The 13,575-nt window shown below is 68.4% G+C and carries 3 protein-coding genes; all 3 read left to right on the top strand.

All coding sequences use genetic code 11. The features are described from left to right. Window positions 1-2,680 (top strand): type I polyketide synthase (locus ABZ942_RS43685; RefSeq protein ID WP_357392247.1); only part of this gene is annotated, 2,680 nt, incomplete at its 5' end. Between the two features lie 401 nt (window positions 2,681-3,081). Beyond that, window positions 3,082-13,281 carry a type I polyketide synthase gene (locus ABZ942_RS43690; protein WP_357392249.1) on the top strand — a complete coding sequence of 3,400 codons (10,200 nt, stop codon included), beginning with the start codon at window positions 3,082-3,084 and terminating at the stop codon, window positions 13,279-13,281. Window positions 13,282-13,327: 46 nt separating this feature from the next. Beyond that, window positions 13,328-13,575 (top strand): beta-ketoacyl synthase N-terminal-like domain-containing protein (locus ABZ942_RS43695; protein ID WP_357392251.1); only part of this gene is annotated, 248 nt, incomplete at its 3' end.

A 13,575-nucleotide genomic window follows, 5' to 3' on the forward strand; every position in this document is an offset into this window, starting at 1 on the left:
GGGGCAGGTGTCGTTGGTGGGGCAGTCGTGGTGGGCTGATCACGCGGTGGCCGGCACGGTGGTGATTCCTGGTGCCGCGTTGCTGGAGTGGGTGGTGAGCGCCGGGCAGCAGTTGGGCTGTGCGGTGGTCTCGGAGCTGACTTTGCAAGTACCAGTACTGGTTCCTGCTGATACACCGTTGGATGTGCGGGTGGTCATCACCTCGGAACCCACCGACACCACAACGGGAGCCGGGCTGACCGAGACCGAGGTGCGGAAGGTCGTGGTGCATACCCGACCTGCTGGCGACGATGGTGAATGGACCACACACGCCACCGGCACCCTGACCAGCGACACTGCCACTGGCATCGGTGCCGACCCAGGCGCGCTCGACGCGGCCGGCGTCGTGCACGGGCAGCCGTTGTCGCGAGGCGAGGCCGAGTCGATCGATACCGCAGGCTTCCCATGGCCGCCGGTCGGCGCCGAGGCAGTGGACATCGCTGGGCTGTACGACGAATTGGCCACCGCGGGTTTGGAATACGGTCCGATGTTCCAAGGCGTGCAGGCGGCATGGCGTGCCGGTGAGCAGGTCTGGGTCGAAGTCGAGTTGCCCGGCACCGGCGCAGCGGGCGGATTCACCGCACACCCCGCACTCCTGGACGCGATCCTGCACGGCATCGCTTTCGGCGATTTCACCCGCGATCCGGCCCGCACCTATCTGCCGTTCGCATGGAGCGGTGTCCGGCTACAGCCGATCGAATCAGCCAGTGTGCGTTGCCAACTCACCCCCGCAGGTCCCGACGCGATCGCCATCATCGCCACCGATGAACACAACAACCCAGTGCTCACCGTGGATTCGGTGGCGCTACGTGCGGTGCGCCCGGACGAGATCGGTGCACGCGGCAACTACGAGCACTTGTTCCAGGTCGAGTGGCAGCCGGTGGACCTCCCGGCTGCTGCCGACACCGTGGCGGTAATCGGCGATCCGCACACGCTGCCCGGTGCGGCGACATATCCGGATCTGGCTGCGTTCGCCGCGGCCGACGCGGCAACGTTCGGACACGTGGTGTTCCGGATACCAGCCGACGCGGCCGCGAGCCTGACCGTCGTATCGGTGCTGCAGACCATCCAGTGGTGGCTCGGCGAATCCCGTTGGCAGGACTCCCGGCTCGTCTTCCTGGTCGAGGAGGACGGCGCGACCGCGGGCGCGGTGCGTGGCCTGGTCCGCGCCGCGCGGGCGGAGCACCCGGACCGATTCGGCCTCGTGGTGCTCGGGCAGGCCGATACCGCGCCGCTGCCCTGGATGCTCACCGTGCCGGACGGCGAAGTGCTGCTGCGCGATGGCAAACCGTGGGTACAACGACTGGCCAGAGTGTCGAGGGCGGCCGCGATGCCGCTGCCGTTCCCGTCCGGTGACGCCGGGTGGGTGCTGATCACCGGCGGTCTGGGCACGATCGGCTCGGCCCTCGCCCGCCATCTCGTCGTCCGGCACGGCGTCCGTCGGCTGGTGTTGACCGGCAGGTCGGGCCCAGCGGCCGACGGTGCCGCGGAACTCGTGGCCGAGCTGACCGTGCTCGGCGCCGAGGTACAAGTGGTCGCGTGCGACGTCGCAGACTCCGCGGCCGTCCATGAGCTGGCCGGGCGATACCGGTTCACCGGCGCGGTCCATGCCGCGGGAGCGCTGGCCGACGCGTTGGTCACTGAGCTCGACCCGGACCGGCTCGCCGTCGCGTACCTGCCGAAGGCCGATGGCATGGCCAACCTGCACGCGGCATTGCCCGCCGAGGTGCCGATGGTCGCGTTCTCTTCGCTCGCAGCGGTTTTCGGCGCACCCGGCCAGGCGAACTACGCCGCGGCGAACGGATTCCTCGATGGGTACGCGCGGCAGTGCCGGACGGCGGGCCGACCGGTCGTCTCGATCGCCTGGGGCTTCTGGGAGGACCGCGGCGCCATGACCGATCATCTGGACGACAAGGACCTCCGCCGACTACGCGGGTCCGGTGTCGAGCCGTTGTCGACGGACGACGGGCTCGCCCTGTTCGATGCCGCCGTCGCAGCCGGGCTGCCGAACGTGGTGGCCGCCCGGTTCGACCTTGCCGGACTGCGGGCGCAGGACTCGGCGGAGATTTCGCCGCTGTACCGCGGGCTCATCCGGACCAGCAGCCGTACCGAGGCCGAACCGAAAGCCGGTGATGCGCGGGGCAAGCTGGCCGCGCTGACCGGACTCGAGCGGGCACAGGCGTTGGAACAGTTCGTCCGTCGGCATGTCGCCGCCGTGCTCGGGCACGATCGGCCGGATACGTTGTCGCTGGAGCGGGGGTTCCTCGAACTCGGATTCGACTCCCTCACCGCGGTGGACTTGCGTAATCGGTTGAGCCGGGCGTTGAACCTGCGGCTGCCTGCCACCCTGATGTTCGACTACCCGGACGCGGCGGCCTTGGCCGGATATCTCGACGAGCAACTGGGCGGCGGCGATGAGCGGTCGAGCACGCCGGTCGACCAGGGACTCGACCGGCTGGCCGCGCTGCTGGCCGCCGCCGACCCGGACCAGGCGGAGCGGTCGCGGCTGGCGGCCAGGTTGCGTGAACTACTGACGACGTTCGACAGCGGCGCGGAAACCGTGGACGTTACCGAACGGCTGGAGTCCGCGAGCGACAGTGAAATGTTCGAGTTCATCGATAATGAACTCGGAGTTTCGTAATTCAGCTCGCGTGATTCAACTCCCGGACGCATTCGAGTCGGCTTCGACTTCGCTAGGCGACCGCTGCGTCCGAGTGTTTGTTTACTGCTCGGGTGTGCTCGGGAGTTTCGGCCGATATGTCGTGGTGTGGACTGGCATTATGTCGGTTGCGAATCGAGAGATGTTGCGCTGCTACTGATTTAGAATGCGCCACGAAGATTTCTGTTCTCATGACATGCCCAGCGTAATTTCGGGCCAATTTCTCCATCACCTATCGCAAAGTCGTAGCGAGGGTAGGGGCGGCTAGGGGTTGTTTGGTACATAGGCCCCAAATAGCGTAATTCCATGCCTGTCGGTCCAGGTGTCGGCTAATCGTCGATATCCGGCATCGGCCGGCTGCGCGTATAGAGAAATATCCGTTCTTGCCCGATATCGAAGAGGTTGCCTTCATGCAGACCGAGGACAAGCTCCGTGACTACCTCAAGCGTGTTTCGGCCGACTTGCACAAGACCAGGCAACGCCTGCGCGAGGTCGAGGCCAGGAACACCGAGCCGATCGCCATCGTGGCCATGGGCTGCCGGTATCCAGGCGGGGTGTCCTCACCAGAAGACTTGTGGCAGTTGGTGGTTGAGGCCCGGGACGGTGTCTCCGGTTTCCCGATCAACCGCGGCTGGGACGTCGACGCGCTGTATGATTCGGACCCGGATCGGTACGGCACGACGTACGTGCGCGAGGGTGGATTCCTGCACGACGCACCGGAGTTCGACGCCGACCTCTTCGGCATCGCGCCGCGGGAAGCGCTGACCGTCGACCCGCAGCAGCGCCTGCTGCTGGAGACCGCATGGGAGGTCTTCGAGCGGGCCGGTTTGGCGCCAACCTCGTTGCGCGGCAGCCGGACCGGCGTATTCGCCGGCGTGATGTACAACGACTACGGCTCGCGCCTCGACTCGCGCGCCGAATCGCTGCGTGAATTCGAAGGCTACCTGGGCAGCGGCAGCGCCGGCAGCGTGGCGTCGGGCCGGATCTCCTATGTGTTCGGCTTGGAAGGGCCTGCGGTCACCGTTGATACGGCGTGTTCGTCGTCGCTGGTGGCGTTGCATCTGGCCGTCCAATCACTGCGCAACGGTGAGTGCGATCTAGCCCTGGCCGGTGGAGCCACCGTGATGGCCACCGCCGACACGTTCGTGGAATTTTCCCGGCAGCGAGGTCTGGCGCCCGACGGGCGGGTGAAGGCGTTTGCGGATGCTGCCGACGGCACAGCATGGGGTGAGGGCGTCGGACTGTTGCTGGTGGAGCGGTTGTCTGATGCGCGTGCGAATGGTCATCCGGTGCTGGCGGTCGTGCGCGGTTCGGCAGTCAACCAGGATGGCGCCAGCAGCGGACTGACGGCACCGAACGGTCCGTCGCAGCAGCGGGTGATCCGGCAAGCGCTGGCCGCAGCGGGGCTGGGTCCGTTGGATGTGGACGCTGTCGATGGCCATGGGACCGGTACATCGTTGGGTGATCCGATCGAGGCGCAGGCGTTGTTGGCGACGTATGGGCAGGGTCGGGAGCATCCGTTGTGGTTGGGGTCGTTGAAGTCCAATATCGGGCATACTCAGGCCGCTGCGGGTGTGGGTGGTGTGATCAAGATGGTGCAGGCGATGCGGCATGGGGTGTTGCCGCAGACGCTGCATGTGGATTCGCCTTCGTCGCAGGTGGATTGGGCTTCGGGTGCGGTGTCGTTGTTGACCGAGGCTCGGCCGTGGCCGCAGTCCGATCGTCCGCGCCGGGCGGCGGTGTCGTCGTTCGGGATCAGTGGCACGAACGCGCATGTGATCGTGGAGCAGGCTCCTGAAGCGGGGTCGGCCCCTGGGCTAGGCCCGGAGATGGTTGCGGAATCGGAGTCTGTGCCGCTGGTGGGTGCGGCTGGTCTGGTTTTGCGGTCGTCGGTGGTGCCGTGGCCGGTGTCTGCTCGTGGTGACGCAGCGTTGGCGGGTCAACTGAGTGCGTTGGCGCAGTGGTATGCGGCGCAGGACGGGGTAGATCCTGTCGCGGTGGCGCAGGCGTTGCTGCGGCGTGCTGAGTTGGCAACGCGGGCAGTGGCTTTGGTTTCGGTAGGCGCTGGTAGTGATGACAGTGCCATAACTGATCGTGTGGCGTCGGGTTTGGTTGAGCCGGTGTTGGGTTCGGTGGTGGCTGGTCGTGTGGTGTGGGTGTTTGCGGGTCAGGGGAGTCAGTGGGTGGGGATGGGTCGTGAATTGTTGGATGGGTGTGGGGTTTTCAGCGATGTGATCGCTGAGTGTGATGGGTTGTTGGGGGAGTGGTGTGGGTGGTCGGTGTCGGGGGCGTTGAACGATGAGGCGCTGCTGGGGCGGGTGGATGTGGTGCAGCCGGTGTTGTTTGCGGTGATGGTGGGTTTGGCGCGGGTGTGGCGGGCTTGTGGTGTGAGACCGGATGCGGTGGTGGGTCATTCGCAGGGAGAGATTGCTGCGGCGCATGTGGCGGGGTTGTTGTCGTTGCGGGATGGGTTGTGGTTGGTGGTGGCGCGGAGTCGGGTGATCGCGCAGGAGTTGTCGGGTGGTGGGGGGATGGTGTCGATTGCTGCTGGTCGTGGGCGTGTACAGGATTTGGTGGGGTCGTGGTCGGATCGGGTGGGGGTGGCTGTGGTCAATGGTCCTGGTGCGACGGTGGTGTCGGGGGATCGTGAGGCGTTGGGGGAGTTGGTGGTTGAGGCTGAGGTGCGGGGGTTGCGGGTGCGGTGGTTGCCGGTGGATTATGCGTCGCATTCTCCGCAGGTGGATGCGATCAGTGAGCGATTGTTGACCGATCTCGCTGGAGCTGCGGGTACTGCTGACAGCGAGGGGGCTGTTGGTGGGGCTGGTGGGGTTCCGATGTTGTCGACGGTGACTGGTGAGTGGATCAGTGGTGGGCAGTTGGATGCTGGGTATTGGGTGCGGAATTTGCGTTCGCCGGTGGAGTTCGAGGCGGCGGTTCGCCGGTTGGTGGGTGAGGGTTTCACGCGGTTTATGGAGATCACTCCGCATCCGGTGTTGGCTACCGCGATCACCGAGACCCTTGAGCGTGAGCAGGTCGGTGGGGTGGTGGTGGAGACGTTGCGTCGTGACCAGGACAGTGTGGCCAGTTTTGTGCGGTCGGTGGCGCAGGCGTGGACTTATGGGTTACCCGTGCGGTGGGACAGCCTGATCCCGGCGGTTGAACCTGTTGCGCCGCACCTATTGCCGACGTATGCGTTTGATCGCCGCCGGTATTGGGTCGACGCAGTACCCGTCGCAGTCGGCGGCCTCGCCGATCAACGCGAAGCCGACTTCTGGACTGCCGTCGACCGCGCCGACTGGGATGCGCTGGCGACCACCGTGCCGTGCGCTGAAGAGCAGCGGGATTCCTGGCAGGCCGTGTTGCCCTCGCTCGCACAGTGGCGCCGGGATCGCAGGGAGAAGTCCACACTCGACGCGTGGCGGCACCGAATCGACTGGCAGCCGATCCCACTGCCGGCCGGTGAGCTGACCGGCACCTGGCTGGTGGTGCAACCCACCGGGTACCACCGCGAGGTGGCGGACGCGCTCACCACTCACGGCGCCAAGGTGCTGCAGCTCGAAATCGACCCGCTCGCAGACGATTTCACCGAGCGGTTGGCCACAGTCGCGGACACCCGATTCGCCGGAGTGCTTTCCCTGGTCGGCGCGGATGAACGACCGCACCCCGCGCACCCTGTGGTCAGTGCCGGGCTAGCAGGCACGGTGGACCTGGTGCGCGCACTCGGTGCGCTCGGGCTGCGGTCCCCACTGTGGATCGCGACGCGGAACGCGGTGACCATCGGCCGGTCGGATGCCGCACCCAACCCGCGGCAGGCCCAGTTCTGGGGTCTCGGCCAGGTGATCGGCCTGGAGCAGCCGGAGCGCTGGGGCGGGCTGGTCGACCTGCCGGACCAGCTGAACGAGCGGTCCGCCGCACGGTTGGCCGCGGTCCTGGCCGGGATCGACGCCGAGGATCAGGTGGCGGTGCGTTCCGGCGGCGGCTACCGGCGCCGCCTGGTGCCGGCGACCGGATCCGCAGTGGCCCAGCCGTGGCGGCCGCGAGGCACCGTCCTGATCACCGGCGGCACCGGCGCGGTCGCCCGTCATATCGCGCGGTGGCTGGCCGCGAACGGTGCCGAGCATCTGCTGCTGACCAGCAGGCGCGGCGCCGAAGCGGAAGGGGCGCAAGAACTCTCCGCAGAGCTGACCGAACTCGGCGCTGATGTCACGTTCGCCGCGTGCGACGTGACCGACCGGGACGCACTGGCCCGCGTTCTCGTCGAGATACCTGCGGATCGGCCGCTCACCGCCGTGCTGCACACCGCCGGTGTCGGCACCCCGGGCGCGCTGGACACGCTGGGACCTGTCGAGTTGTCCGCGGTGCTCTCCGCCAAGGTTCTCGGCGCGGACAACCTCGACGCGCTGCTGGCCGACACCGCGCTGGACGCCTTCGTGCTCTTTTCTTCCGGCGCAAGCGTCTGGGGTGGTGTCGAGCAGGGCGCCTACGCCGCCGCGAATGCCCATCTGGACGCGCTGGCCGAACGCAGGTGGGCGCGCGGACTCCGGGCCACCTCGATCGCATGGGGCCTGTGGGCAGGCGGCAGTGGCCTGTCCGCGGCCGATGGGATCGATGAACTCCGCCGGATCGGCCTGCGCCCGATGGACCCGCAAATCGCCTCGGGCGCAATGGGTCTCGCGGTGAACCTGGACGAGACCGCGCTCGTGGTGGCCGATGTCGACTGGCCGCGGTTCGCCGCAGGCTTCAACGCGGGCCGCCGCCGCTCGCTGCTCGACGCGCTGCCCGGCGTGCGAGAGTCGTTGAGCGAAGCGATAACTCGTGCATCGGGCGGGTCGGCATTGCGCGCCTTGCTCGAAGAGACGGCCGCATCGGATCGGCGGCGGGTAGTGCTCGACCTGGTCCGGCGGCACGCGGCCGCGGTGCTCGGTCACGATGGGCCGCAGACGATTGCGGCGGCCCGCGCGTTCCGGGACGTCGGTTTCGATTCGCTGATGGCAGTGGACATGCGCGACCGGCTCAGCGCTGAAACCGGGCTCGCGTTGCCGAGCACGCTGGTCTTCGACTACCCGACCCCGGAGGCGCTGGCTGATCAGCTGCTGGCCGAGGTAGGGATCGTCGAGGCGGGACAGGACACCGCCCCGGTCGAGGTCGCGGCGGACGCCGATGAACCGATCGCGATCGTCGCGATGAGTTGCCGCTTCCCCGGTGGCGTCCGTTCACCGGAACACCTGTGGGATCTCGTCATTTCCGGAACCGACGCGGTCGGCGATTTTCCCGCCGACCGGGGCTGGGACGTCGAATCGTTGTACGACCCTGAACCGGGCAAGCCGGGCAAGACCTACACCCGCACTGGTGGTTTTCTGCACGACGCCGCGGACTTCGACGCCGAATTCTTCGGCATCTCACCGCGGGAAGCGCTGGCCATGGACCCGCAGCAGCGGCACCTGCTCGAGGTCTCGTGGGAGTTGTTCGAGCGGGCCGGGATCAACCCGGAAACGTTGCGGGGCAGCAGAACCGGCGTTTTCATCGGAGCGTCGGCACAGAACTACGGCGGTGATCCGCAACAGGCGCCCGACGGTGCGGAGGGCTACTTCCTCACCGGCAACGCCACCGCAGTGCTCTCCGGCCGCATCTCCTACTCGTTCGGTCTGGAAGGCCCCGCGGTGACGGTGGACACCGCATGCTCGTCCTCGCTCGTCGCATTGCACCAGGCCGCGCAGACGCTGCGCAGCCGCGAGTGTGACCTCGCCGTCGCGGGAGGCGTCGCGGTGCTGGCCACGCCGGAGACCTTCCTGGAGTTCAGCCGTCAACGTGGGCTGGCCGCAGACGGGCGATGCAAGCCGTTCGCCGATGCGGCCGACGGCACCGGCTGGGGTGAAGGTGTCGGCTTGCTGCTCGTCGAGCGACTGTCCGACGCACGCAAGAACAACCACGAGATCCTTGCCGTGCTGCGGGGTTCGGCGATCAACCAGGACGGCGCCTCCAACGGGCTGACCGCGCCGAACGGGCCGTCGCAACAGCGCGTCATCCGGGCCGCGCTGGCCGCCGCCGGGCTCGGCACATCCGAGGTGGACGCGGTGGAGGCGCACGGTACCGGCACCGTGCTCGGCGATCCGATCGAGGCGCAGGCCCTGCTCGCGACGTATGGCCGGGATCGGCCGGCGGATCGGCCGCTGTGGCTCGGCGCGATCAAGTCCAATATCGGGCACACCCAGTCGGCGGCGGGTGTCGCCGGGGTGATCAAGATGGTGCAGGCTATGCGGCATCGAGAGCTGCCACCAACCTTGCATCTGAATCAGCCGACCGCGCAGGTGGATTGGTCGGTTGGCCAGGTGCGCCTGCTCACCGAGCGAACCCCGTGGCCCGAGGTGGACCGCCCACGCCGCGCCGCGGTTTCCGCGTTCGGCATCAGCGGCACGAACGCACACGTGATCTTGGAAGCGGGCCCCGAACCCGAACGGCATCCGGAACCGTCTGTCCCTGTTGATCTTCCGGCGGCCTGGGTACTCTCCGCCCGGACTCCGGTCGCGCTGGCCGAGATGGCCGGTCGCCTGGCGCACCGCGTCACCGAGGACGGTGTGGACCCGTGGCGGGTGGCCCGGTCCCTGGTGTCCGGTCGCGCCTCGCTGCCGGAACGCGCCGTTGTACTCGGCAGCACTACGGACGAACTCCTGGCCGGACTGAATGCGTTGTCGGGCAACAGCTCCGCCGATGGTCTGGTCCTCGATACCGCGCGACAGGGCGGTCTCGCCATGGTGTTCGGCGGCCAGGGCGGTCAGCGCATCGGCATGGGCCGCGAGCTGTACCGGGCCTTCCCGGTATTCGCCCGTGTCTTCGACGAGGTGGGTGCCGAACTGGATCTGCGGACCGAAAAGCCGGTGACCGACGTGATGTGGGGCGAGGACGCAGACCTGTTGAACCGCACCGGATTTGCGCAGCCTGCGCTGTTCGCGGTGGAGGTGGCGCTGTTTCGGCTGTGGGAATCGTGGGGTGTGGTACCCGATGTCCTGATCGGGCACTCGGTGGGGGAGATCGCCGCGGCGCACGTGGCCGGCGTCCTGTCGCTGTCCGACGCCGCGGTGCTGGTGACCGCGCGGGCGCAGTTGATGCAGCAGCTGCCCGAAGGCGGGGCGATGGCCGCACTGCAGGCCACCGAGGCCGAGGTGGTCGCGCTGATCGCGGCGGCGGGGGACACGGACGACCCGGTGGTCGTCTCGGTGGTGAACGCCCCTGACCAGCTGGTGGTTTCGGGTCCGGTGGACGCGGTGCGGCGGCTCGCGGCGGAACTGGCCGAGCGCGGTCGGCGGACCCGGCAGCTTCCGGTCAGCCACGCCTTCCACTCGCCACGAATGGACCCGATCCTGGCCGAGTTCGCCGAGACCATCATCGGCCTGAACTTCGCGCTGCCCACGATACGGGTGCTGCCAACGGTGGCCGGTGCCGTCGCCGCGGACTGGGCGACGCCCGACTACTGGGTGAACCAGCTGCGTGAGCCGGTGCGGTTCGCCGACGCGGTGTCGGCGGCGGCCGAGTCCGGCGCGGTCCGCTTCTTGGAGCTCTCTGGTGACGGCGCGCTGGCCGGTGCGATAGCGAGCACCCTCGCGGACCTCGGGAGCACGGTGGGGATCGTCTCTGCCCTGCGGGCCGACCGCGCCGAGCCGCACACAGTGCTTGCCGCCGCCGCGCGGCTACACACCGCGGGCAGCACGATCGACTGGGCCCGAATCCTGCCCCCGCTGCCCGAATTACCGTTGCCCACTTACCCTTTCCAGCACCGGCGGTACTGGCTCGCGAGCACGTCAACCTCGGATGGCGCAGGGCCGGGGCAGGAGCCGATGGACCACCCGCTGCTCCGCACGGTACTGCGGTCACCCGCGTCCGGCGACACGGTGTTCACCGGCCGGCTCTCGCTGACCAGTCACCCGTGGCTGGCTCAACATGCCGTGCACGGCACCGTGCTATTGCCGGGCACCGCCTTCGTCGAGGCCGTCCTGCACGCGGGCGCCCGGCTCGGCTATCCCACCGTGGCGGAGCTGACCCTCGAGGCACCGCTGGTGGTGACCGAATCCGCGACCACCCTGATGGTTACGGTCGGCACACCGGACGAGTCGGGGCACTGCCCCTGCACCGTGCACACCCGAACCGGCGACGACCGGGAGCCGTGGCAACGGCACGCCACCGGCCTGCTTTCCACACAACCCGGCGAGCCGCAACCGGCAGCCGCGTGGCCGCCCGCCGACGCGGAACCGCTGCCACTGGCCGGCCTCTACCACCAGCTCCACGAACTCGGCTTCGACTACGGCCCGCTGTTCACCGGGCTGGTGTCGGCATGGCGGTCCGGCGCCGATGTGCTGGCCGAGGTCGAACTGGCCGAAACCGAGGGCGGGCGAAGGTCTTTCGATCTGCACCCGGCACTGCTGGACGCGGCGCTGCACGCAGCGAGCTTGCTGGATGCCGACGAGGCGACGCGACTTCCGTTCAGCTGGCGCACTGTCTCGCTGTTCGCGACCGGCGCGACCGCACTGCGGGTGCGGATTTCACCGTCCGGCGAGGACACCGTCCGGCTCTCACTCACCGACCGGCATGGCCTTCCAGTGGCCGAAGTGGCGGGCGTCCGGTTCAAGCAGGTGCGGGCCGACCAGCTCGGTGTGGTTGCGCGCACTGCGGATTCGCTGTTCGAGGTGGCATGGCGAGAAATCCCGGCGGGCCCGACCACGCCGCGCCGACTGGCCGTGTTGGGGGCCGCGGATCTCGACCTTCCCGGTGATCGGTATGCCGACCTGGCCCGGCTGCGTCTCGCGCTGGACGACGGCACACTCGCGCCGGAGGTCGTACTGGTGGCGCCCGCGCCCACCGACGGCCCTGACCCGGCGGCCGTGCACGAGGCGGCGCATCGGCTGCTCGGGCTGCTGCAGGACTGGGTCGCCGAATCACGGCTCGTGGACACCGAGTTGGTGCTGGTGACCCGCTCTGCGATCGCCGTTGCGGGCGTCGCCGAACACATCGATCTCGGCCACGCCACGTTGCGCGGCATGGTGCGCTCGGCGCAGGCGGAGCACCCCGGCCGCTTCCGTCTGCTGGATCTCGACGCCGAATCGGCGCAGGGGCAATCTACGCGAGGCGCCGCTGAGCCGGAAGTGGCGTTGCGGCAAGAAGGGTCGTTCTCGGCGCAGGCGCTGCTACTCGCGCTCACCAGCACAGAGCCGGAAGTGGCGGTACGGCAAGGCAAAATGTTCGTGCCGCGGCTGGTTTCCGCGTCTACCGCCGGGCAACGGGTCGCGTTCGATCCGTCCGGCACCGCGCTCATCACCGGCGGCACCGGGGCGCTCGGTGCACACCTGGCCCGGCACCTGATCACCGAGCACGGTGTCCGCCATCTGGTGCTCACCAGCCGCCGCGGCACCGATGCACCGGGTGCGGCCGACCTGGTAGCGGAGCTCAACGAGTTGGGTGCGACCGTCACCGTGGCCGCCTGCGACGCCGCCGATCTACCTACGCTGACCGACCTGCTTGCGAGCATCCCGGCCGAGCAGCCGCTCACCACCGTGGTGCACGCGGCAGGCGTCCTCGACGACGGCGTGCTGGCATCGCTCACGCCGAGCCGGCTGGACGCGGTGCTGCGGCCGAAGGTGGACGCCGCGGCCAACCTGCATCGGCTCACCGAGCATCTTCCGGTCCGTCAGTTCGTGCTGTTCTCTTCGGCGGCAGCGCTTTTCGGCACCCCGGGGCAGGCCAATTACGCAGCGGCCAACGCCTACCTGGATGCGCTCGCCGAGCACCGCACCGCGCTCGGCCTGCCGGCGACCTCGCTGGCCTGGGGTCTGTGGTCCGGCACCGGCATGGCAGGCGAAGTCGGCGGACGGGACCGGGCTCGGCTCGGCACCGGGCTGTCCATACCGGAGGGAATGGCGCTGTTCGACGCCGCGCTGGGCACCGGCAGGCCACTACTCGCACCGGTACGCCTCGACCGAACCATGTTGCGCACCATCGATTCCGCCGAGTTGCCTGCCGTGCTGCGCGATCTCATGCAAGGCGCGCCCCGGTCTATCGCGGATCAGGCCACCGGGACAGTGCTGCCCGGCTTGCTCGCGGGGCTGGTCGGCGAAGACCGCGACGAGGCACTGCTGAAGTTCGTGCGGGAGCAGGTGGCCGCCGTGCTCGGGTACCCGGCCGCCGAGTCGATCGCGGTCGACCGCGGTTTCCTCGAACTCGGGCTGGACTCGCTGACCGCGGTGGAGCTGCGCAATCGGCTTGGCCGACTCAGCGGATTGCGGCTGTCGCCAACGGTCGTCTTCGACTACCCGAACACCGCCGCGCTGGCCGGATTCGTGGGCACCGAACTGCCTGCCGACGGCGTGGTCGGTGTCGGCTCGGTCCACGAAGAACTGAACCGGTTGGAGTCCCTGCTGAGCACCGCGGCACCGGACACCGGCGACCGAGCAGGCGTCACCGATCGGTTGCGTGCCTTGCTGGCGAACTGGACGGCCGCGAGCGGCGAAGCGCCTGTCGCCCAGCCGGACGACCTTACCGAGGCCAGCGCGGACGAGCTGTTCGCCTTGCTGGACGACGAACTCGGTACACCCTGACCACGTACGACCCCCGGTTCCATTGGGCGAGGAGAGTGACCTTTCAGTGGCGGACGAACAGAAGACCCTCGACTACCTCAAGCGAGCGACCGCGGACCTGCGGGAAACCCGGCGCCGGCTGCGCGAGATAGAGCAGCGCGCCAGCGAGCCGATTGCGATTGTGGGTATGGCGTGTCGTTTTCCGGGTGAGGTGTGGTCGCCGGAGGGTTTGTGGCGTTTGGTAGTTGAGGGGCGGGAGGGTATTTCGGAGTTTCCGGTTGATCGTGGTTGGGATGTGGAGTTTCTGTATGACCC

The sequence above is a fragment of the Nocardia sp. NPDC046473 genome (genome assembly GCF_040645995.1).
Taxonomy (GTDB): domain Bacteria; phylum Actinomycetota; class Actinomycetes; order Mycobacteriales; family Mycobacteriaceae; genus Nocardia.